The sequence below is a fragment of the Streptomyces sp. NPDC021080 genome (assembly GCF_044333225.1).
Taxonomy (GTDB): domain Bacteria; phylum Actinomycetota; class Actinomycetes; order Streptomycetales; family Streptomycetaceae; genus Streptomyces.
Genome location: NZ_JBIRQM010000003.1, coordinates 631,855 through 652,707, shown reverse-complemented (window position 1 = coordinate 652,707; position 20,853 = coordinate 631,855). Strand labels below are relative to the sequence as shown.

The following is a 20,853-nucleotide window of genomic DNA, read 5'->3' as shown; positions in this document are numbered from 1 at the left end:
CGAACCACGTCGTCGCTCCTGCCTCCACCGGTGGGCCCGGCGGATTGACGCTCAACTCCTTTGAACAGAGGGGAGTTGTTCACCGTATTGATGGACAGATGTGTTGGTGGAACGTTTTCGCAGGAAGGTGCTCAGGATCCGGAACGCGGGGGACGGGTTCCGTACCCCGCTTGGGCGTGTGGATCGGGGTGGGACCGCTCGCTGCCGACAACAGCGCGCAGGCCCCCGTACGTCTTGGAAGTGAACCGGTCGCGGGTGAAGGTGAGCTCTGCCGTGACCAACTGGTTGCGCTCGTCGTTGACTTCCTCGATCTCCTGCATGAGCTCGGAGTTCTTGGCGCGCAGTGCCGTGTTCGCGTTCCGCGCCTCGTCGAGGGCTCGGGCATGACTGCCGAGTCGGATGGCTGTGACGGTGGCCCTGCGGGCCATGGCTCTCTCGCGTTGTGACAGGTCCAGCTCACGCCTGTGCATGTCCAGCTCCAGACGTCGCCGGCGCTCCGCCAGGACGCTGAGATCATGCCGGGTACGGGCATCGACCTGGTTGACCGTGTGGCGGAGCAGGGCGGCAAGCGCCCCGGCCACGCCCATGGTCAACAGGCCGATCCCGACTGTCGCGAACTCCCATGTATGGTGCCAGACGCCCTCGCCCACGAATGTCCAGCCGGCTGTGCAGCTGGCGGCGGACGCGAATGCCAGTCTGTACGCCACGTTTCGTTACCCCCTTGCAGTGGCCCCCCGGCTGTCGTCGGCATCGAGGTCCTTTTGGAGCTCGATCGCTTGGACGATGTTCCCGCTGAGCATTGTGCGGATTCTGAGATCAGTGATTCCCCATGCGTCCATGGCCTCCTCCGGGGTGAGTGATGCTGAGGCTACCCTCCGTACCACAGGCTGAGGCCCGTGTTCCGGCGGAAGCATGCCGCTGTTCACCAACATCTCGCGCTGGTCGAGGCCAAGTACTGACGCCCATGTGGTCAGTTGCGAGGGGAGGGGGAGGGTCTTTCCTTCCAGCGTTCTGCTGATCGTCGTCAGGCTCACTCCAATCGAGATGGCCAGCTGAGCCCGGCCACCGGCTCGTGGGCGGACGTCGTACCCGGCCGCTGTCGCGGCATTTGTGAGGTACTCGCCAACCCTCCTTGCGAGAGCTTGTCGCTCACCGCGGGACTCGTGGGGGGACTCTTCCATGCTCCGCATGTTCCGGAGAGTAGCGCGCGTGTATGCAACTTGCACGCGACTTGCATGCGTGCATCTTCGCAGGTCAATAGGCGTTTGGCCGTCATACCAGGCCAAGGGGGACGGCTCGCACTCCAGTTCCCCACAAAAAGTCCCGCAGTCATCCGGGCGAAGCAACTTGCGTACGTGTACGCAAGTTGCATATGTTGCATGACTGTGAGTTAGTCGCACGTATGCAAGTCCCTTTGAGGGGAACCTATTTGCACCGCCTCGGCATCGGCTCGACCAGGCTCCAGAGCTGCGAGGCAACCGCGGGGGACGCCTCGAAACCTTCGGACACGACGACCCGGTCATCCGGCGCCCGAGCCCGGCCATGGCCGGAGCGGACCGTCGCAGCACCTGCCCACCACAGTTCATCCACTCATGAACGGAGTAGGCCTTGATCGCCGAGGCTAACGCCGCCACACCGCGGTTCGACACCAGAGAACCGGCCCTTATCGCCCGAGCGCTCGCGGGCGACCGGGACGCGTTCGGGGAGCTCTACGCCCTGCACCACCCCGCGGTACTGGCTTACGTACAACGCCGTGTACGCAATCGGCAGGTCGCCGAGGACATCACCGGCGAGACCTTTCTCAATGCCTGGATGAAACGCGGGACTTTCACGTATCGCGGCATCGGCTTCGTGGGCTGGCTGATCGCCATCGCCCGGAACAAGGTCATCGACCATTGCAAGAGTGCCCAGCGCCGCGAGTTCGTCGTCGAGGACATGCTCGGCTTCGACGAAGATCTCACGGTCAGCACCGAGGACACCGTACTGATCAGTCTGGACGAGGAGTTGCTGCGCCGGGCCCTGGAGCAGTTGCGGCCGCCGCAGCGCGAAGTCCTGACCCGCCGGTTCCTGATGGAGTTCTCGGTGCTGGAGACGGCGCGCCAGATGGAACGGTCCGAAGGTGCCGTGAAGACCCTGCAGTTCAGGGCTCTGGCCAAGCTGCGCAGCGAGTACCTGGGGGTGGCGGCATGACCACGGTGCCCGGGATCCGTTCGGCTGTCGAAGTCCATCTCGCCGAGCAACTCGGCGCGTTCGCCAGGGAGTTCGTCGCCGACCTGGAGGCGCAGGGGCGTCTGGTGGAGGCGGGCGGGGCCGGTGTTCTCGAACGGCTGCGGACCCAGGTCGAGGCCGGGCAGAACCGTCCGCAGGCCTATCACGCGGCCGTGGACACGATCGTCGAGGACTGCGGCTATCCGAGCGAGGTCGCGATGCGGATCGCCACCGCGCTCAACCGCAAGGGGCTGATCCCCGGCGACGACGTCGAGCCCCGGCACGACCGTGCGCCGGCGTCCGTGCCTGAACGCGACGAGCGGGAGCCGGTCGCCGACGGCTCGGACGCCGCCGGGACGCGGCACGACCGTGCCCCGGCGCCCGCGCCGCAGCGCGAGGAACCCGTTCCCGGCGGCGGGGAGTTCGAGCCCCGGCACGATCACGCTCCCGCGTCCGTGCCGGACCACGAGGAGCCGTCCCCCGGCGGCGAGGACCCCGATCCGCGGCACGACCGTGCCTCCGCGCCCTCGCCGCTCGTGCCGGCCGCGCGCGGTGCGATCGTCCTGCACCTCGCCGGCCGCGATCCCGGACGGGTCGTCCTGGACCACGGGGCCGCGCCGGTCCCGAGGCGGGTCGAGGGCCAGGTCCCGCGGGTACGGCCGGCCGCCGCGCGGTCGCGCACGGTCGGCTGGGGCAGTGCCTCCGCCCGCGCGGTCTCCGTCGCCGCGAGCCTGCAGTCCGACCACCTCGCACGCCTGGAGGCCATGCAGATCACGGCGGACGGCGAGCGGGTGACGGTGGCCGTCAAGGCCACGTGCCTGGCCGACTGGGAGTACTGGCTCGACGCGATCGGGGCTCCCCGCAACGTCCGGACCAGGACGGCGGGGCATGCTCAGGTGGCCGCGGGAACCCTCGACGGGGTCGCCGTCCACCTCACCGCGCACGGTGTCCCCGAACTCCTCCAGGAAGCGAGTGACGCGGCCGCCGATCCCTTCTTCCTCTGGGGGCGGATCTACGACCTCGGGGTCGGGCAGGTGGACCGGACCGACCGCATCTGGCTGTCGCTCGGCCGGCGTCAGGACGAGCGCGGGATGCCCCTGCTGATCCTGCGCGGCACGGACGGGCCCCCCTATCCGCTCGCCTCGATCGTCATGGCGCACGGCCCGCTGACGGCCACCCCCCTGCCCTCCGCCGGAATGGCCGGGGACAGCGCCTGATCGCGGCCGGGCCGCCGCTTCGGCTGGCTGTTTCTCACTCGTGGTGCCCCGCGCCTCTGTACGAGGTGAAGCGGGGCGACGCGTCCACGAATGCTCACGATCCGTGTACTGCACCTGGCGCAGAGCAACCATGACCCGTAGTAGGCGCAGTCGCTCGGTATGGCTTGTTTCCCACCCTGACGGCAACCCGTTGCAACGTCGCCGATGGGGCACATCGGCCCTGATCGGTCCACCGTTGGCGTGTCGGTGCCAAAAGGTACGCACACGCTTTTGCCCCGGCCACGCCCGTGGACAGGTGCCGACAAGTTCTTCGGGCGGTGCTCAGGGGCGTACTTCTCAGGCCCTCGTATGAGTGCTTTGATGTTGGATCCAGCGGGAATTCCCAGCTGGCCTGTTACTTGCCATCTCCCTCCGGGATGGCGAGACGGCTCCTCTCCATGCTCCGCAAAGCTGGTGGGGCCGTCGGCGGGGCCCGGCGTACGCGCCGGGCCCGGCCGTAGTTCCGGGGCGCGTGAGTGAGCGCATTCAACGGCACTCCCGCGCTGTCGAGCGCCCCCCGCGCGCCCTGTGGCGACCGAGGGGTGAACCGGTAGCGTCCTCGTTCATGCGGAGCATGGGCCGCCGTGTCACTCGAGAGAGCGACACGGCGGAAGCCGCCCGCTCGGCGCTGCTCTCGGCGCCCGGAGTCGTCCCGGTGGATCACGGGTTCGTCCCGGTGGACCGGGGACTCAGCCGCCGTGGCCGCCCGTGACGGGCTCTTCGTGGGCAGGCCCCGTGTAGGGCAGCAGCTCCGGCCGCTTCGCCGGCAGGCCGTCCCCCGACGAGCGCCCGGTCAGCCGTCGCCCGATCCACGGCAGCAGGTGCTGCCGGGCGAAGCGCGCGTCCGCGGTGCGGCGGGACACCCAGCCGGGAGGCGGAGTGGGCGCCGACGGGACGTGCCAGTCCGGGTCCTCGGCCTCGTATCCGAGGGTCTGCCACACGGCTTCCGCGACCCGGCGGTGGCCCTCGGCGGTCAGGTGCAGCCGGTCGACGTCCCACGAGCGGGGGTCGGCGAGCGAGGGTGCCCCGTAGAGGTCGACCACCAGAGCGCCGTGCCGCTCCGCGAGGTCGTCGACGACGGTGAACAGCTCCTCCATGCGGGGGCGGAAGCGTTCGAGGACCGGACCGTTGCGGCCGGGGCTGCGCATCAGGACGAGCCGCTCGCAGGCCGGGGCGAGCCGCTCCACGGCCTCTTCCAGGAGGGCGCGGACGCGTCCCATGTCGACCTTGGGCCGCAGGGTGTCGTTGAGACCGCCCACCAGCGTGATCACATCGGGCCGCATGGCGGCGGCCACGTCCACCTGCTCGTCGACGATCTGTCCGATCAGCTTGCCGCGCACCGCGAGGTTGGCGTAGCGGAAACCGGGCGTCCGGGCCGCCATCCGGCCCGCGAGGAGGTCGGCCCATCCTCGGTACGAGCCGTCGGGCAACAGGTCCGACATGCCCTCGGTGAAGGAGTCGCCGACCGCGACGAGGCTGGTGTATGAGGCATTCATCTGCATGGCGAGAAAGATGGTAACCCGAACACATACCCATCGGTCGGTCCGTCCCACTGGAACGGACCGTCCTGCCGGAGTGGGCCGGCACCGGAGCGGGCCGGCGCCCGAGCGGATCGGTACCGGAGCGGGCCGGCGCCCGAGCGGGCCGGGACCGGCGCTGCGGCCTGGACCGGAGTCGGGGCCGTTGCCCGACGGAGTCGGTGGCGGGTCGGACCCCGAGCCGGGGGCAGTGCTGGGTGGGCTTCTGCGCCGGGGCTGAAGCCGGGGCGGCCGGGGTCCGGCCCGGGCGGCCCGCCGACCTGGACGTTCGCCCGACCCGGGCTGTCCGTCGGCTCCGGTGCTTGCCCGGCCCCGACGTTCGTCCGGCCCCGGGCATCGGGCGGGTACCGCGGAGCCCGGGGTCGTGGCTCCGCCGCGATCTCCCGCGTCGGCGTCCGTCGGCCGGCCTATGCCGGCTGGCCGAACAGTTCCCTCAGGACGTCCTCCATCGTCACCAGCCCCGTCAGCCGTCCGTCGCTGCCCATGACACCCGCGAGATGGGTGCGACTGCGGCGCATCGCCGTCAGGACGTCGTCCAGAGGGGTGCTCTCCCGGACGCGGGCGATGTGCCGCATGTCCTCCACGCGGAACGGCACCTCACGGGGGGTCGCGTCCAGCGCGTCCTTGACGTGCAGGTAGCCGACGATCCGGCGTCCCTCGTCGACGACCGGGAAGCGGGAGAATCCCGACCCCGCGGACAGCCGCTCCAACTCCTCCGGAGTGACGCCCACGCGCGCGTAGACGACGCGTTCCACCGGGAGCACGACGTCGTGCACGGGCCGGCGGCCCAGCTCCAGGGCGTCGTGCAGCCGTTCCTGGGCGCGGTGGTCGATGAGCCCCGCCGCACTGGAGTCCTTCACCAGGCGGGAGAGTTCGTCGTCGGAGAAGGTCGCCCCGACCTCGTCCTTCACCTCGACCCGCAGCAGCTTCAGCAGCCCGTTGGCGAAGGCGTTGACCGCGAAGATCACCGGGCGCAGCGCGCGGGAGAGCGCGACCAGCGGCGGTCCGAGCGTCAGCGCCGTCCGCACGGGTTCCGCGAGGGCCACGTTCTTCGGCACCATCTCGCCGAGCAGCATGTGCAGATACGTCGCCAGGGTGAGCGCGATGACGAAGGAGACGGCGTGACCCGCGCCGGAGGGGACACCCACCGCGTGGAACACCGGCTCCAGCAGGTGTGCGATGGCGGGTTCGGCCACGATGCCGAGCACCAGGGTGCACAGCGTGATGCCGAGCTGCGCGGTCGCGAGCAGCACCGAGACGTGTTCGAGGCCCCACAGGACGCTCCGCGCCCGCCGGTCGCCCCGTTCGGCGTGCGGTTCGATCTGACTGCGGCGCACCGAGATCAGCCCGAACTCGGCGCCGACGAAGAAGCCGTTCACGACGAGCGTCGCGAGTCCGATCAGCAGTTGTACGGCGGTCATCGCGCGCTCTCCTCGGCGTCGTGCGGGGCGTGCAGCAGGACCCGTGCGGCCCGTCGTCCCGAGGCGTCCACGACGTCGAGCCGCCAGCCGTCGGCCTCGACGGTGTCCCCCTCGGCGGGGATGCGGCCGAGCTCGGTCGCGATGAAGCCGGCCAGGGTCTCGTACGGCCCGTCGGGCACCCGGAGGCCGACGCGGGCGAGCTGGTCGGTACGGGCGGACCCGTCGGCCGAGTACAGCGTCCGGCCGTCGGTGTCCTTGCCGGCCGGGGCGAGGTCGGGCGTCTCGTGCGGGTCGTGCTCGTCGCGCACCTCGCCGACGACCTCCTCGACGATGTCCTCCAGGGTGGCCACACCGGCCGTACCGCCGTACTCGTCGATGACCACGGCCATCGTGCGCTTGCCCGCCAGCCTGTCCAGGAGCCGGTCGACGGTCAGTGACTCCGGTACGAACAACGGCTCGCGCATGATCTGCGAGACGGGCGTCTGCGTCCGGCTCGCGGCGTGCACGGTCAGCACGTCCCTGATGTGCGCGACCCCGACGACCTCGTCCAGGCTCGAGCGGTAGACCGGGAACCTGGACAGGCCGGTCGCGCGGGTCGCGTTCGCCACGTCCTCGCAGGTCGCCTGGACGTCCAGCGCGATGACCTGGACGCGCGGTGTCATCACGTTCTCCGCGGTCAGGTCGGCCAGGTTCAGGGTGCGCACGAACAGTTCGGCGGTGTCCGCCTCCAGCGCGCCCTCCTTGGCGGAGTGCCGGGCGAGCGCCACCAGCTCCTGGGGCCCGCGGGCGGAGGCGAGTTCCTCGGCGGGTTCGAGGCCGAAGCGGCGTACGACGTGGTTCGCGGAGTTGTTGAGGTGGGCGATGAAGGGACGGAACGCGGCGCTGAACCAGCGCTGCGGTGTCGCCACCCGCTTGGCCACGGCCAGCGGTGAGGAGATCGCCCAGTTCTTGGGCACCAGTTCGCCGACGACCATCAGGAAGACCGTCGAGAGCGCCGTGCCGATGACCAGGGCCACCGAGTTCGAGGCGGACGCCGGGACGCCCAGCGACTCCAGGGGACCCGCGATGAGCTTGGCGATCGACGACTCGGAGAGCATGCCGACCACAAGGTTGGTCACGGTGATGCCGAGCTGGGCGCCGGACAGCTGGAAGGTGAGGTTCCGTACGGCCTTGAGGGCCCCTGAGGCGCCCCGCTCGCCGCGCTCCACGGCACGTTCCAGTTCGCTGCGCTCGACCGTGGTCAGGGAGAACTCGGCCGCCACGAAGACACCGCAGGCCAGCGACAGCAGAACTGCGACCAGCAGGAGGAACACTTCGGTCATCGGGTCACCTCCGTCCCATGATCGGCCAGGGACGGGGGGATCGCGCGATGTCCGCTGCCACCGTGGGCTTCACGGCCGCGGGTACGGGGAGGCTCGCCCATGGGCGGACGCTCACACCTTTCGTCGGAGGAACGCTGGTCCAACAAGGGTAAAGGATCGGCAAAGTGGCTTTCCTGGGGGCGCCGCCCGCCGGTGCGGGCCTCCTCGGCCGGCCCTCTCGAGTCCGCCGTGGTCGACCGGACAGGTCCTAGTCGGTGAGCGGCTTCACCCAGCGCCGCCAGTGCTCCTCCGGCGTGTACCCGGCTGCGCGCCAGGCATGGTGGGCGATCTCGTTCCGCTTCAGCACCATGGCGTCCCCGCGCCGGCCCCCGAGCCGTACGAAGCGTTCCTCCGCCGCGGCCAGCAGTGCGGAGCCGATGCCGAGGCGCCGCCGGTCCGGATGGACCGCCAGCCGGTACAGATGGCAGCGCCAGCCGTCGAAGCCGGCGATCACCGTGCCCACCAGTTCCCCGGCGCGCTCCGCGAGCAGCAGTGCCCCGGGGTCGCGGGTGAGAAGCCCTTCCACGCCGCCGAGGTCGTCACTGATGCTGGCGCCCTCGGCGGACACCTTCCAGAAGGCGAGCACGGCGTCGAGGTCCTCGGGCCGCGCGGCCCGTATGCGCAAGTCGGTCATGGTCCGATCCCATCACGCGGACCAGGGGCCGGAACGGCATTTCCGCCATGCGGACGACTACCGGCCGCGCAGTGCGCCGACCACGGGGGCGAAGGCCTCCAGGTTCGGCTCCAGCACCGTCAGATACGAGAACCCGTAGCGCTCCCGCAGACCCCGGACCTGATCGGCGATCTGCTCCACCGTGCCGATCAGGACGACGGGCAGCTCCAGCACCTCCCGCTCGGTCAGCTGCGGGAGCCGCGGCAGCCACGGCCGGACCGAGGCGCTCCGGTCGTCGGTGACGGCGACGATCTGGATCAGCAGATTGAGTTCGGCAGGCTCCTCGCGGGCGGCGGACGCCTTCCGGTGGAGCGCGACGCGTTCGTCGAGTTCGGTCGCCGTGAGCGGCTCCAGGGCGCCGTTCCGCCCGGTGCGCGCGCCCGTGAACGCGGCGATGTCCGCGTGTTCCGCCGCGATGCGCAGCATCCGGTCGCCGTTGGCCCCGATCAGCAGGGGCACTCGCGGCGGTCCGCCGGCCGGAGACCCGGGAGCTTTCCCGCCCGGCCACGGAGTGCCGCGGTGGAGCGGTCCGTCGGGGCCGAGGAAACGCTTCACCTCCTCGACCGTGCGCAGGAGATGATCGACGCGCTCGCGCGGAGTGCCCCAGGGCAGGCCCGCCGTCTCGTGCTCGGCCGCCACGTATCCGGTGCCGAGGCCGAGTTCGAGGCGGCCGCCCGTCAGCGCGTCCGTGGTGGCCACCTCACGGGCCAGCAGTGCGGGATTCCAGAAGCCCGAGTTGAGCACGAACGTGCCGAGCCGGGGCCGCTCGGTCGCCGCCGCGGCGGCGACCAGCGAGGGGAAGGGGGCCGGCATGCCCAGATGGTCCGCCACGGTGATCACGTCGTAGCCGAGTTCCTCGGCGCGGCGGCACCTGGCGGCCCACTCGGCCGCGGTCGCCGGGGCGATCAGGCTGACACCGAAACGGAACGGGCGCGACATCGGCCATCCCTTCCTCGTGGGACCCGCCCCGACCCTCGGCGGACCGGAGCGGGCGGGCGGTACGCCCCAGCCCTGGTGGACCGGGGCGAGCGGGCTGTCGGTCCCCGGCCACGGCGGACCGGGGAGAGCCGGAGGTCACGCCCCGGCCCGGGTGGGCCGGGGCGATTCGACGGTCACTCGTGGGCGATGGCCGCGAGCACGTTCATGCGTGACGCGCGCAGTGCCGGAAGCAGCGCCGCGACGATACCCACGACGGCCGAGCCGATCACCACCGCGACGATCGTCGTCCAGGGGACGGCGAGCGCCTTCATGCCCTGCAGCGCGAGCACCTGCTGGACACAGACACCCCAGACGATCCCCAGCGCCAGTCCGAGGACCGCGCCGAACACGGCGATCACCACGGACTCCAGACGGATCATCCGGCGCAGCTGGCGCCGGCCGAGACCGATGGCGCGCAGCAGTCCGATCTCGCGGGTGCGCTCCACGACCGACAGGGCGAGGGTGTTGACCACGCCGAGCACGGCGATGACGATCGCGAGTCCGAGCAGCGCGTACACGAGGTACAGCAGTACGGCGATCTGGTCGTGGACCAGCTTCTTGTAGTCGGCCTGGTCGCGGACCTGGACCTGTGGATACGGCTCCAGTGTCTTCTCCAGCCGGGGACGCAGCTTCTCCGGGGACGTGCCCGGCGCCGCGTTCACGTACAGCGCCGAGTCCTGCCCGCCGGGCACGTACTTCTCGATCGTGCCGAAGCCGAAGACGAGTCCGCCCTGCGTACCGAACCCTCCGCCGCCCTGGTCGGTGAGCGCGCCCACCGTCAGCTCGGTCGAGCGGCCGGCGGGGAACTCGACGGGAATCGTGCTGCCGACCCGCACGTCGTGGTCCTTCGCGAACTTCACGTCCATGGCGATGCGGCCCTCGCCGAGCGCCGCCGCGGTGTCGCCCTCGGCGTACGTGATGTGGGCGACGTCGTCCAGCCGCGGATCGTAGGCCGCGGCGGTCGTCTCCACCCGCTTGCCGTCGGGCAGTTTGACCGCGACCGGGGTGAACCGCTGCCGTACGACGAGCCCGACCCCGTCGGTGGCGCGGACCTTGTCCGTGACCTCGTGCGAGAACGGCACGAAGTTGGCGTTCTGGAGCACGAAGTCGGCGCCGAGGGTTTTGTCGATCTGCTGGTCGAAGGACTTGCTCATGGAGGCGCTGGCCACGGACATCCCGCCGACCAGGGCGAGACCGACCATCAGGGCGGCGGCGGTGGCGCCGGTGCGCCGCGGATTGCGCAGCGCGTTGCGCTGGCTCATCCGGCCCACCGGGCCGAAGAGCGCCGGGAACGCGCCGCCGAGGACGCGGATCACCGGGCGGACGAGCAGCGGTCCGGCGATCACGGTCGCGATGAGCGTCAGGACGACACCGAGTCCCAGCAAGGAGGCCGCGGTCGAGGTCTTCGTCGAGGCCGCGCATCCCGCGAGAGCCGCGGCCCCGGCCGCGCCGACGACCCCGCCCACCACGGCCCGTACCCGCAACGGCCTTCCCACGCCCGCGACTTCGGCGTCCGAGAGGGCCGCCATGGGGGAGACGCCCGCCGCACGCCTGGCCGGCAGATAGGCCGCGATGTACGTGACGCCGACGCCGACGACGTACGCCGCCACGGGGGTCGGCCAACCGATCACCATCTCCGTGGACTTGAGGTTCATGCCGAAGGCGGTCATCAGCTTGATCAGCCCGACCGCCAGCCCGATCCCGGCCGCGAGGCCGAGGGTCGAGCCGACCAGGCCGAGGAGCAGCGCCTCGGTGAGCACCGACCGCCGCACCTGGCGGCGGTCGGCGCCCAGGGCCCGCAGCAGCCCGAGTTCCCGGGTGCGTTGGGCGATCAGCATGGAGAAGGTGTTGACGATGAGGAATATCCCGACGAGCACCGCGATCCCGGCGAAGCCGAGCATCACGTACTTGATGACGTCGAGGAACCCGCCGAGCGACTCGGCGGACGACTTCGCCTGCTCCTCGGCGGTCTTCACGTCGTAGGTCCCGCCGCCGAGTTCGGCGGAGACGCGCTTCTTGAGCACGGCGTCGTCGACACCCGGCGCGGCGTCCAGGGAGACGCTCGTGGCGAGGCCGGGGCGGCCGAGCAGCTTGGTCTGCGCGGTCGGGGTGTCGAGGAAGATCAGCGCGGCACCGGGATTGGTGGTGGTGAAGGTGGCGATCCCGACGATCCGCACCTTGAAGGAGCCGGGCTGCGCCTGCACCGTCAGGGTGTCGCCGATGCCGAGGTGCTTCTTGTCGGCGGTGTCCGCGTCGAGCAGCGCCTCGCCGGTGCCGTGGGGTTCGTGACCGGAGGTCAGCTTCACCGGACTGCGTTCGGTGAGCTCCCAGTTGGTGACGATGGTGGGGGCGCCCGTCGTCGGTCCGACCGACTTGTTCGCGCTGTCGACGACGGGGGCGTTCTCGACCGACGCGTCCACATGGGTGGCGGCGACCCCGTCGACCTTCGCGAGCCGGTCCGCGAGCGAGGCCGGGACGGTCTCGGTGGCGCCGGTGGGCAGTTGGGACTTCAGGTCGTTCTTCGGCTCCACGGTCACATCGGCCGCGGTGGAGGCGAAGAGCCGGTCGAACGTACGGGTCACCGTGTCCGAGAAGATGAGACTGCCCGCGACGAAGGCCACGGACAGCACGATGGCCAGTGCCGAGAGCAGCAGCCGCCCTTTGTGCGCGAGAAAGCTTCGCAGTGTCGCCTTGAGCACGACCGCCTCAGTCCTTGTCGGGGGTTACGTCACCGGGGCCGCCACCGGGAGCGGTGCCGCCGGAACTGCCGTGGGCCGGGTCGCCGCCGGTGGCGACGGGGGCGGTGTCACCCGCGCCGACGCCGGCCGTGGGACCCCCTTCGCCTTCGGGCGTGCCGCGGACGCCGGCCGTGCGGCTTCCGCCGCCTTCGGGCGCCGCTTCCCCGGGCGCGTCACGTCCGCCCTCGAAGGTCACCCGGGCCGTGTCGAAACGCTTCATCCGCTCCAGCACGGCTTCCGCAGAGGGCCGCTCCATCTCGTCCACGATCCGCCCGTCCGCGAGGAAGAGGACCAGGTCGGAGTGGGCGGCGGCACCGGGATCGTGCGTGACCATGACGACGGTCTGGCCCAGTTCGTCGACGGCCTCGCGCAGGAATCCGAGGACTTCGAGGCCCGCCCGCGAGTCCAGGTTCCCGGTCGGCTCGTCCGCGAAGATCAGCTCGGGCCGGGAGGCGAGAGCCCGGGCGCAGGCGACGCGCTGCTGCTGGCCCCCGGAGAGCTGGGCGGGTCGGTGCTTGAGCCGCTCGCGCAGCCCGAGGGTGTCGATGACCTGGTCGAGCCACTTCTGGTCGGGCTTCTGGCCCGCGATGTCCATGGGCAGCGTGATGTTCTCGGCGGCGTTGAGGGTGGGGATCAGGTTGAACGACTGGAACATGAAGCCGATCCGGTCCCGTCGCAGCCGGGTCAGTTCGCGGTCCTTCAGTCCGGTGATCTCGGTGTCGCCCAGCCACACCTGCCCGGCCGAGACGGTGTCCAGGCCCGCGAGACAGTGCATGAGGGTGGACTTCCCGGAGCCCGAGGGGCCCATGACGGCGGTGAACCGGCCGCGCGCGATGTCCACGTCGACCGAGTCGAGGGCCAGTACCGCGGTCTCGCCGGAACCGTAAGCCTTGGTCAGACCGCGGGCGCGGGCGGCGATCCCGTCCCCCTCCGCGCGGCCGGGAATCTGCTCCGCAGCAGCTGTGGACAAGACCGCCTCCTTCGTGATGGATGGTCCGGACTCCTCGTCCGGCCCGAGCGTAGTGTGATCGGAGGCACACTCGGTATCCCCCCTAGGTGCCGGGGGGTCTCCGTCCCAGGGTGTGCCCCCGATATGGATGTAAGGGGCAATCTCCACCGTGGCTCTCCACCCCGGGCTCCCCTTGCCCGTGCTAGCGCTGTCGCGCTAGCTTCGAAGCATGGCGAAGACTCAGCTGAACGTCCGGGTGGACGAAGGCACCGCGCGCGCCGCCCGGGAGAGAGCCCTGGAACGGGGGATGAGCGTGAACCGCTACATCGAGGAACTGGTCCGTCAGGACACCGGGGAAGTCGGCCACACCTTCGTGGAGGCCGCCGCGGATTTCATGAAGCAGTACGAGTCCGTCTTCGCCGAGGAGTTCGGCGCGGAGCGTGAAGGCACCAGCGAAGGTCGTCGTTGATCCGTTGAGCAGTATCAGAGTCGACCTTGCCTGGCTCCTCATGATCGCCGAACAGAAGACACCCGGAGACCCCCAGGTCACCGACTGGGGGGCGCTCGTCGCCGCGGTCAGCCGGCACGAGGCGGAGATCCTCGGCATTCCCGTCTACGACAGCCCGCACGCCCGCGCCGCCGCGCTGCTCCAGCTCCTGCTGCACGTCCCGGCGCTCGAACGCTCCAACGCGATGTTCGCCTCGGCCGTCGCCTACGCCTACCTCGTCGCCAGCGGCCTGAAGGTCGTCACCTCGCCCGAGCAGGTGCGGGAACTGGCCCGCCTGGTCAAGACCGGCGAGGCCACCGTGCACGACATCGCCCACGAACTGCGCCGCTGGAGCCTGTGACACCCGAAGCACGCGGCCGGGGCCGCGCTCGTCAGTCGAGCGGCCGGCGGGCCGTGCCCAGAACGCAGTACGAGGTGGGCAGGCGCGGTCCCTTCTCCGGCAGCGACAGCCGCCGGTACGGGCCCAGTTCGAACCCCGCCTCGCGCAGGGCGGCGATCGGGTCGCGGGCCACGTGACAGCCGCCGCACAACCGCGGCCACACCGTGGCGTCCAGGCCCCGCTGGACGGACCCCATGACCCGTCCGCCACCCCGGCCGTGCTCGAAGAACCGCACCGTGCCGCCCGGCCGCAGCACCCGCCGTACCTCGGCCAGCGCCCTCGGCACGTTCCGCACGCTGCACAGCACCAGCGAGAGCACGGCGGCGTCGTACGCCTCGCTCTTGACCGGCAGGGCCTCCGCGGCACCCGGCGCCACATCGACCGGCACCTCGCAGCGCAGCGCCGCCTCCACCGCCAGCTGCCGCAGCAGCCGCTCGGGTTCGATGGCGACGACCTCCGAGACCGTGCCCGGATAGTGGGCGAAGTTCAGGCCGTTGCCCGCGCCGATCTCGATCACCCGCCCGGACAGCCCGGCGAGCAGCCGTTCGCGCACCCGGCCCATTCCCATCCGGGTCTCGGCGCCGACGCTGAACCGGGCGTAGTAGCGGGCGAACACCGGATGGTGCACGGCCTCCGCGGAGACCTTGCCGGAGTCGGCCGACCGGAGCGGCTTGAACGGCATGACGAACCTCCCGGGAGACAGGGCTCACCAGGATTGTCCCCCGGGGACGTCCGCCGCACGCGCCGCGCGTCCGGCGGACGACCGGTGACGGGCGTGTGCGGCGGCCGGTGCGGGGATGCGTGCGACGACCGGTGTCAGGCCGTGTGCGCCGCCGCGAAGACTCCGGCGTTCCAGCGCCCGCCGAGCCGGTGGTCCAGCCAACTCGGCGCCGAGGCGCGGAAGTCCGCGGGCGGGAGGACACCCGCGCCCGCCGGGACCGCGCCCAGCAGGGGTGCCCCGGACACCGCCGGGAGGTCCGCGAGATTGCACCGCATCGCCAGATCGGGGGAGTCCGGCCAGCTCCCGATCACGACGCCCGCGAACTCCACTTCCCGACGCCGCAGTTCACGAGCCGTCAGCTCCGTCGTGTTCAGCGTTCCCAGCCCCGCCGAAGCGACGACCAGCACGGGAGCGTCCAGCAGCCGGGCCATGTCCGCCAGCGTCCCGTCCGCGTCGTCGAACCGGACGAGGAGACCGCCCGCGCCCTCCACCAGCACCAGGTCGTGCTCGGTGGCGAGCTTCGCCGCCGCCTCCGCCGCCGCCACCGGGGACACCGCCGCGAGGCCGGCCCGCCGGGCAGCCGTCGCGGGCGCCAACGGCTCCGGGTAGCGGCCCAGTTCGAGGGTCGTGACGGCACCGGCGAGACGGGCCGCCTCGTCGGCGTCACCGCGCTCGTGCGGTCCCACACCCGTCTGGGCGGGCTTCAGGACGGCCACGGACCGCCCGGCGGCGAGAGCCGCAGCGGCGACGGCGGCCGTGACGACCGTCTTGCCCACCTCCGTGCCCGTCCCCGTGATCACCAGTACCGTCATCTCAGCCCTCCCGCGCCGCCGCGCACACCGCGCGGGCGATCCGTGCCAGGTCCGTGTCGCCGGTGACGTACGGCGGCATCGTGTAGACGAGGTCGCGGAACGGCCGCAGCCACACGCCCTCGCGCACCGCGGCCGCCGTCGCCGCCTTCATGTCCACCTCGTGGTCGAGCTGGACGACCCCGATCGCGCCGAGCACGCGCACGTCCCGGACGCCCGGCAGCCCGGCGGCCTCCGCGAGGCCGTCCCGCAGGCCCGCCTCGATCCGCTTCACCTCGGTCCGCCAGTCCTGTCCCAGCAACAGGTCGACCGAGGCGCACGCCACCGCGGCGGCGAGCGGATTACCCATGAACGTCGGGCCGTGCGCGAGCACCGGCACCTCGCCGCGCGAGATGCCCTCGGCCACCCGCGAGGTGCACAGCGTCGCCGCCATCGTCAGATAGCCGCCGGTCAGTGCCTTGCCGACACACATCACGTCCGGGGTCACACCCGCGTGGTCCGCCGCGAACAGCTCACCCGTACGGCCGAAACCCGTCGCGATCTCGTCGAGGACCAGCAGGACGTCGTGCTCGTCGCAGGCCTCGCGCAGCACCCGCAGATACGCGGGGGAGTGGAAACGCATCCCGCCCGCGCCCTGCACCACCGGCTCCACGATGACCGCGGCGAGCTCGTCGGCGTGCCGCCCGATCAGTTCGCGCAGATGGTCCGCGTACGACTCCTCGTACGCGGCCGGCGGCGCGTCGGCGAACACCTGGCGCTGGAGCACGCCCTGCCACAGCTCGTGCATCCCGCCCTCGGGGTCGCACACCGACATGGGCTGCCAGGTGTCCCCGTGGTAGCCGCCCCGCCAGGTCAGCAGCCGCTGCTTGCCCGGCCGCCCGAGCGAGCGCCAGTGCTGCAGGCACATCTTGACGGCGACCTCGACCGAGACCGAGCCGGAGTCGGCGAGGAAGACGTGCTCCAGACCCTCGGGCGAGATGTCGACCAGCCGCTTCGCCAGCATGACGGCGGGCTCGTGGGTGAGCCCGCCGAACATCACATGGCTCATGCGCTCCAGTTGGCCGCGTGCCGCGTCGTTCAGGACCGGGTGGTTGTAGCCGTGGATGGCCGACCACCAGGACGACATGCCGTCGATCAGCTCGCCCGTGCCGCCGGCCAGCCGCAGCCGGACCCCGCTCGCCGACTCCACGACCAGCGGCTCCTGGCGGCCGGGCATGGGCCCGTACGGATGCCAGACGTGCCGCCGGTCGAGGTCGAGCAGTTCCCGCACGGACAGCTCAGGCATTGGGCGCGAGATCCGTTCCGGCGCCGCGGCGACGCACGGAGACGAGGTCCGTACGGGCGTCGGCGGGCGCCTCGGCCACGGCCGCGGGCGCCGAACCGCACACGCCGCCGCCCGCGTGGGAGCCGCAGCCCGCCTCCGCGTGCGCTCCGCACCCGGCGCTCTCGTGCGATCCGCAGCCGCTCTCCGCCTGCGATCCGCACCCGCTCTCCGCGTGCGATCCGCAGCCGCCGGACGGCGCGCGGTGCTCGGGCAGCGTCACCTCGCCCGCGTTCTCCACCTCGAAGCCGGCGTCCGCGATCATCTCCAGGTCGGCCTTGCCCGCCTGGCCCTCGCTGGTGAGGTAGTCACCGAGGAAGATCGAGTTGGCGAGGTGCAGGGCGAGCGGCTGCAGGGTGCGCAGATGCACCTCGCGGCCGCCGGCGATCCGGACCTCGACGTCCGGGCAGACGAAACGGACCATGGCGAGGATGCGCAGACAGCGCTGCGGGGTGAGGTTCCACTCCTTGGCGAGGGGGGTTCCCTCGAACGGGATCAGGAAGTTCACCGGAACGGAGTCGGGGTCGAGCTCGCGCAGCGCGTACACGACGTCCACGAGGTCCTCGTCCGACTCGCCCATGCCCGCGATCAGGCCCGAGCAGGCGGACAGCCCCGCCGCGTGCGCCTTCTGGACGGTGTCCACCCGGTCGGCGTACGTGTGAGTGGTCGTGATCTCCCCGTACGTCCCCTCGGACGTGTTCAGGTTGTGGTTGTAGGCGTCCGCGCCCGCCTCGCGCAGCCGCTCGGCCTGGCCGTCGGAGAGCAGACCGAGGCAGGCACAGACCTCGACGTTCTCGTTCTGGTCCTTGATCGCCTTGATCGTGTCGGAGACCCGGTCCACGTCACGGTCCGTCGGGCCGCGCCCGCTGGCCACCAGGCAGACCCGCTTGGCGCCCCCGGCCAGTCCGGCCGCCGCGGCCTGGGAGGCCTCCTCGGGCTTGAGCCAGGTGTACTTGAGGATGCCGGCCGTGGAGCCGAGACGCTGCGAGCAGTACGAGCAGTCCTCCGGGCACAGGCCCGACTTCAGGTTGACGAGATAGTTCAGTTTCACCCGTCGGCCGAACCAGTGCCGGCGTACCTTGCCGGCCGCGGCCACCACGTCGAGTACGTCGTCGTCGGAGGTGGCCAGTACGGCCAGCGCCTCGTCGCGGGTCGGCAGCTCGCGCCGAAGCCCCTTGTCCACCAGCGTGTTCAGCAGGTCCATGAGGTCCGATCCTGACCTATGCGACCGCTATCGGCCAAGGAGAGTTTGCACAACAGAGACGGTTCGACGTGTGGGTATTGCCACATCATGCGCCGCCGGAGCGACCGCTAGGGTCTGTTCACTGCCTACAAATCACCGTCACCGCACCCTGGCGAGACCCGGAGGACACATGGCGTTCGGCTGGATCGACGAGCAGGCCGAGGCGCGCCGCCGGGCCGGACTCGTGCGTACGTTGCGGCCCCGTCCCGCCGACTCGCCGCTCCTCGATCTCGCGAGCAACGACTATCTCGGGCTCGCCCGCCATCCGGAGGTCACCGAGGGCGCGGCCGAGGCCGCGCGCGTCTGGGGCGGCGGCGCGACGGGCTCCCGGCTCGTCACCGGCACCACCGAACTCCACGGCGAGCTGGAACGCGAACTGGCCGACTTCTGCGGCTTCGAGTCCGCGCTCGTCCTGTCCTCGGGCTACGCGGCCAACCTCGCCGCCGTCACCGCGCTCGCGCCGTACGGTTCGCTGGTCGTCTCGGACGCCGGCAACCACGCCTCCCTGATCGACGGCTGCCGGCTCGCCCGCGGCACCACGCAGGTGGTCCCCCACGCGGACCCCGACGCCGTGCGCAAGGCGCTCGGCACCCACGACGGACCCGCCGTGACCGTCTCCGACACCGTCTTCTCGGTGGACGGCGACGCGGCCCCGCTCGCCGGACTCGCCCTGGCCTGCCGGGAGTACGGCGCCGGGCTGATCGTCGACGACGCGCACGGACTCGGTGTCCTGGGAGACGGAGGCAGGGGCGCTCCGCACGCGGCGGGACTCGCGGGGGACCCGGACGTCGTCGTGACCGTCACGCTCTCCAAGTCGCTCGGGAGCCAGGGCGGAGCCGTCCTCGGCCCGGCGGCGGTCATCGACCATCTGGTCAACGCGGCGCGCACCTTCATCTTCGACACGGGCCTCGCGCCGGCGGCGGCGGGCGCGGCCCTGGCGGCGCTGCGGCTGCTGCGCCGCGAACCCGGGCGGGCGGCACGGGCGCGCGAGGTGGCCACGGCACTGCACGCGCGGCTGACGGCGGAGGGTCTCTCCGCGGTACGGCCGGACGCGGCGGTCGTCTCCGTGCGGGCACCGTCCCCCGAACGGGCGGTGCGATGGGCGGCCGACTGCCGCGAGGCGGGCCTCGCTGTCGGCTGTTTCCGTCCCCCGTCGGTGCCCGACGGTGTTTCGCGGCTGCGGCTGACGGCCCGCGCGGACCTCACCGAGGAGCAGATCGAGCATGCGGTGGACGTGATCAGCCGGAACCGGTGAACCGGTGAACCGGTGAACCGGTGAACCGGTGGAGCGATCGAGCGGTGAACCGGTGGAGCGATCGAGCGGTGAACCGGTGGAGCGATCGAGCGGTGAACCGGTGGAGCGATCGAGCGGTGAACCGGTGGGTCGATCGGCCGGTGATCCGCCGGAGCGGCCGGCCGGTGATCAGACGGAGCGGTGAGCCGTGCGGGGCCGGTCCAGCCCGGTGATGAACCCCTCCCAGACGTCCGGGGGGAACAGCAGGGCGGGTCCCGCCGTGTTCTTGGAATCGCGCACCGCGACCATTCCGGACCAGGGTCCGGTGCTCGGGCGTGCTGTCTCGACGCAGTTGTTCATCCCGGTGCTGCGGCTGCTGCGCAGCCATCGCACAGGGTGCAGTGAAGTGCTGGAGGGTACGTACCGAGGCATTGCAGACATGACGTGCCTCCTTACGTGTTGTCACCTATCGCGGCGATGTAGTCCAACGAGTCCTCGGGTGAAAGGGCGTGGAACTGAAGGGCGTTGAAGGCCTCGGCGTAGGCCTGGAGGTCTTCTTTCCGTTCGAGATAGAGGCTACTCGTCAAGTGGTCGAGAACAACCACATCCAGATCGGTTGTGTTCGGAAATGAGAAAATAACGAAAGGACCGGTCACGCCGACGTGTGCCCCGGCGGCGAACGGCAGTACCTGGAGCCGTACTTGGGGCAGGACGGCGGCCTCCCGCAGTCGGCGCAGCTGGCGTGCCATGACGTCGGGGCCGCCGACCTCCCGCCGTAACACCGCCTCGTCCAGGACGGCGGACAGCTTCAGCGGCGGGTTCGCGCGCAGGACGTCCTGCCGGGCCAGACGCACCTCGACCAGGGCGTCGAGCTTGCTCTCCTCCAGTCCGTCCACGGCGGCCCGTGTCACCGCACGGGCGTACTCCGGTGTCTGCAGCAGTCCGGGTACGACAGAGGTCTCCAGGGTGCGCATACCGCTGGCACCCGACTCCAGGCTGATGAAGTCGCGGTAGGCCTGCGGGAGTACGCCGCGGTACGCGTGCCACCAGTGGTGGCGGCCGTTGCCCTCGGATCCCGCCAGCACGACCAGGAGTTCCAGCAGTTCGGGATCCTCGACGCCGTACGCGTGCAACAGGCGTTCCACATCGGCCGGTTTCACTCCGCTGGTGCCGGTTTCGATCCGGCTCACCTTCGACTGGTGCCAGCCGAGCAGACGGGCCGCCTCACCGCTCGTGAGGCCCGTGCCCGCGCGCAGTGCGCGCAGTTCGGCGCCGAGTTTGCGCCGGCGCACCGCGGGACCGTGCTGCATGTCCGTTCTCCTTACTCCCTCCAAGTCGCCCGAATACGCTCTGCCGACGCAGAGTTCACCGCATCGAGCGACAGATATATGCATTACTCGGTGGATCGCACCCACGACCGGCCCGGTAATGGCAGTCTGGCGCAAGCACCAGTCCGGGACCGTACTCGAACCATCCGCTCGGTGTCGGGCTCCGGTCCCGTGGGAAAGGGACGAAC

Annotated in this window: 20 protein-coding genes; 5 read left to right on the top strand and 15 right to left on the bottom strand. The window is 71.1% G+C overall.

What is annotated here, in order from left to right; translation table 11 throughout:
- Positions 1-131: 131 nt before the first annotated feature.
- On the bottom strand, positions 132-707 hold the full coding sequence (locus ACH4S8_RS10220) for a hypothetical protein (protein WP_398392250.1): 576 nt from the start codon (positions 705-707) through the stop codon (positions 132-134).
- 6 nt (positions 708-713) lie between these two features.
- Positions 714-1,181, bottom strand: coding sequence for a transcriptional regulator (locus ACH4S8_RS10215; protein WP_398392249.1), 468 nt, complete (start codon positions 1,179-1,181; stop codon positions 714-716).
- Positions 1,182-1,608: 427 nt separating this feature from the next.
- Between ACH4S8_RS10215 and ACH4S8_RS10210 the strand changes: the two genes are divergently transcribed.
- Positions 1,609-2,190 carry an RNA polymerase sigma factor gene (locus ACH4S8_RS10210; protein ID WP_398392248.1) on the top strand — a complete coding sequence of 194 codons (582 nt, stop codon included), beginning with the start codon at positions 1,609-1,611 and terminating at the stop codon, positions 2,188-2,190.
- A complete protein-coding gene (locus ACH4S8_RS10205) occupies positions 2,187-3,425 on the top strand; it encodes a BN159_2729 family protein (protein ID WP_398392247.1) in 1,239 nt (412 codons plus the stop codon). The genes ACH4S8_RS10210 and ACH4S8_RS10205 overlap by 4 nt, the downstream gene beginning before the upstream one ends.
- A gap of 728 nt (positions 3,426-4,153) precedes the next feature.
- Here the strand turns inward: ACH4S8_RS10205 and ACH4S8_RS10200 are convergent.
- The 7 genes from ACH4S8_RS10200 to ACH4S8_RS10170 all read right to left on the bottom strand — a co-directional run bounded on the left by ACH4S8_RS10200 (position 4,154) and on the right by ACH4S8_RS10170 (position 13,143).
- Positions 4,154-4,966, bottom strand: a complete 813-nt coding sequence (locus ACH4S8_RS10200) for an SGNH/GDSL hydrolase family protein (RefSeq protein WP_398392246.1) — start codon at positions 4,964-4,966, stop codon at positions 4,154-4,156.
- Positions 4,967-5,409: 443 nt separating this feature from the next.
- Positions 5,410-6,423, bottom strand: a complete 1,014-nt coding sequence (locus ACH4S8_RS10195; RefSeq protein WP_398392245.1) for a hemolysin family protein — start codon at positions 6,421-6,423, stop codon at positions 5,410-5,412.
- Positions 6,420-7,745 carry a hemolysin family protein gene (locus tag ACH4S8_RS10190; protein ID WP_398392244.1) on the bottom strand — a complete coding sequence of 442 codons (1,326 nt, stop codon included), beginning with the start codon at positions 7,743-7,745 and terminating at the stop codon, positions 6,420-6,422. Before ACH4S8_RS10190 ends, ACH4S8_RS10195 begins: the two co-directional genes overlap by 4 nt.
- 247 nt (positions 7,746-7,992) lie before the next feature.
- Complete coding sequence (locus ACH4S8_RS10185) at positions 7,993-8,418, bottom strand: GNAT family N-acetyltransferase (protein WP_398392243.1); 426 nt, start codon at positions 8,416-8,418, stop codon at positions 7,993-7,995.
- 57 nt (positions 8,419-8,475) lie between these two features.
- Entirely contained in the window at positions 8,476-9,396 is a 921-nt protein-coding gene (locus tag ACH4S8_RS10180) for an LLM class F420-dependent oxidoreductase (RefSeq protein ID WP_398392242.1), read from the bottom strand.
- Positions 9,397-9,569: 173 nt separating this feature from the next.
- Positions 9,570-12,134 (bottom strand): ABC transporter permease, encoded by a 2,565-nt coding sequence (locus ACH4S8_RS10175; RefSeq protein WP_398392241.1) that lies wholly within the window; start codon positions 12,132-12,134, stop codon positions 9,570-9,572.
- A 7-nt stretch (positions 12,135-12,141) separates the two neighbouring features.
- The gene (locus ACH4S8_RS10170; RefSeq protein ID WP_398392240.1) at positions 12,142-13,143 is read right to left on the bottom strand and encodes an ABC transporter ATP-binding protein; all 1,002 of its coding nucleotides are present in this window, start codon (positions 13,141-13,143) and stop codon (positions 12,142-12,144) included.
- Positions 13,144-13,351: 208 nt separating this feature from the next.
- Here ACH4S8_RS10170 and ACH4S8_RS10165 point away from each other — a divergent pair, with 208 nt between their 5' ends.
- Complete coding sequence (locus tag ACH4S8_RS10165) at positions 13,352-13,591, top strand: toxin-antitoxin system HicB family antitoxin (protein ID WP_339127977.1); 240 nt, start codon at positions 13,352-13,354, stop codon at positions 13,589-13,591.
- A gap of 40 nt (positions 13,592-13,631) precedes the next feature.
- Entirely contained in the window at positions 13,632-13,970 is a 339-nt protein-coding gene (locus ACH4S8_RS10160; RefSeq protein WP_398392372.1) for a fic family toxin-antitoxin system, toxin component, read from the top strand.
- A 31-nt stretch (positions 13,971-14,001) separates the two neighbouring features.
- Here ACH4S8_RS10160 and ACH4S8_RS10155 read toward each other — a convergent pair whose 3' ends face one another.
- From ACH4S8_RS10155 to bioB, 4 genes are all read right to left on the bottom strand, one after another.
- A complete protein-coding gene (locus tag ACH4S8_RS10155; protein WP_398392239.1) occupies positions 14,002-14,691 on the bottom strand; it encodes a class I SAM-dependent methyltransferase in 690 nt (229 codons plus the stop codon).
- A gap of 134 nt (positions 14,692-14,825) precedes the next feature.
- Positions 14,826-15,542, bottom strand: coding sequence for a dethiobiotin synthase (gene bioD / locus ACH4S8_RS10150; RefSeq protein ID WP_398392238.1), 717 nt, complete (start codon positions 15,540-15,542; stop codon positions 14,826-14,828).
- A gap of 1 nt (position 15,543) precedes the next feature.
- Positions 15,544-16,824, bottom strand: coding sequence for an adenosylmethionine--8-amino-7-oxononanoate transaminase (locus tag ACH4S8_RS10145; protein ID WP_398392237.1), 1,281 nt, complete (start codon positions 16,822-16,824; stop codon positions 15,544-15,546).
- Positions 16,817-18,064, bottom strand: coding sequence for a biotin synthase BioB (bioB, locus tag ACH4S8_RS10140; RefSeq protein WP_398392236.1), 1,248 nt, complete (start codon positions 18,062-18,064; stop codon positions 16,817-16,819). The genes ACH4S8_RS10145 and bioB overlap by 8 nt, the downstream gene beginning before the upstream one ends.
- A 169-nt stretch (positions 18,065-18,233) precedes the next feature.
- Between bioB and ACH4S8_RS10135 the strand changes: the two genes are divergently transcribed.
- On the top strand, positions 18,234-19,358 hold the full coding sequence (locus tag ACH4S8_RS10135; RefSeq protein WP_398392235.1) for an 8-amino-7-oxononanoate synthase: 1,125 nt from the start codon (positions 18,234-18,236) through the stop codon (positions 19,356-19,358).
- Positions 19,359-19,526: 168 nt separating this feature from the next.
- On the opposite strand, the gene ACH4S8_RS10130 is transcribed toward ACH4S8_RS10135, so the two are convergent.
- Together ACH4S8_RS10130 and ACH4S8_RS10125 are read right to left on the bottom strand one after the other, a co-directional pair.
- Positions 19,527-19,778 (bottom strand): DUF397 domain-containing protein, encoded by a 252-nt coding sequence (locus ACH4S8_RS10130; protein ID WP_398392234.1) that lies wholly within the window; start codon positions 19,776-19,778, stop codon positions 19,527-19,529.
- 11 nt (positions 19,779-19,789) lie between these two features.
- Positions 19,790-20,647 (bottom strand): helix-turn-helix domain-containing protein, encoded by an 858-nt coding sequence (locus ACH4S8_RS10125; RefSeq protein ID WP_398392233.1) that lies wholly within the window; start codon positions 20,645-20,647, stop codon positions 19,790-19,792.
- Positions 20,648-20,853 lie beyond the last annotated feature (206 nt).

Coding starts and splice junctions, on each gene's coding strand:
- ACH4S8_RS10215 (WP_398392249.1), bottom strand. CDS start 1,181: ATGGAAGAGTCCCCCCACGAGTCCCGCGGTGAGCGACAAGCTCTCGCA.
- ACH4S8_RS10205 (WP_398392247.1), top strand. CDS start 2,187: ATGACCACGGTGCCCGGGATCCGTTCGGCTGTCGAAGTCCATCTCGCC.
- ACH4S8_RS10200 (WP_398392246.1), bottom strand. CDS start 4,966: ATGCAGATGAATGCCTCATACACCAGCCTCGTCGCGGTCGGCGACTCC.
- ACH4S8_RS10195 (WP_398392245.1), bottom strand. CDS start 6,423: ATGACCGCCGTACAACTGCTGATCGGACTCGCGACGCTCGTCGTGAAC.
- ACH4S8_RS10190 (WP_398392244.1), bottom strand. CDS start 7,745: ATGACCGAAGTGTTCCTCCTGCTGGTCGCAGTTCTGCTGTCGCTGGCC.
- ACH4S8_RS10185 (WP_398392243.1), bottom strand. CDS start 8,418: ATGACCGACTTGCGCATACGGGCCGCGCGGCCCGAGGACCTCGACGCC.
- ACH4S8_RS10180 (WP_398392242.1), bottom strand. CDS start 9,396: ATGTCGCGCCCGTTCCGTTTCGGTGTCAGCCTGATCGCCCCGGCGACC.
- ACH4S8_RS10165 (WP_339127977.1), top strand. CDS start 13,352: ATGGCGAAGACTCAGCTGAACGTCCGGGTGGACGAAGGCACCGCGCGC.
- ACH4S8_RS10160 (WP_398392372.1), top strand. CDS start 13,632: ATGATCGCCGAACAGAAGACACCCGGAGACCCCCAGGTCACCGACTGG.
- ACH4S8_RS10155 (WP_398392239.1), bottom strand. CDS start 14,691: ATGCCGTTCAAGCCGCTCCGGTCGGCCGACTCCGGCAAGGTCTCCGCG.
- bioD (WP_398392238.1), bottom strand. CDS start 15,542: ATGACGGTACTGGTGATCACGGGGACGGGCACGGAGGTGGGCAAGACG.
- ACH4S8_RS10145 (WP_398392237.1), bottom strand. CDS start 16,824: ATGCCTGAGCTGTCCGTGCGGGAACTGCTCGACCTCGACCGGCGGCAC.
- bioB (WP_398392236.1), bottom strand. CDS start 18,064: ATGGACCTGCTGAACACGCTGGTGGACAAGGGGCTTCGGCGCGAGCTG.
- ACH4S8_RS10135 (WP_398392235.1), top strand. CDS start 18,234: ATGGCGTTCGGCTGGATCGACGAGCAGGCCGAGGCGCGCCGCCGGGCC.
- ACH4S8_RS10130 (WP_398392234.1), bottom strand. CDS start 19,778: ATGTCTGCAATGCCTCGGTACGTACCCTCCAGCACTTCACTGCACCCT.
- ACH4S8_RS10125 (WP_398392233.1), bottom strand. CDS start 20,647: ATGCAGCACGGTCCCGCGGTGCGCCGGCGCAAACTCGGCGCCGAACTG.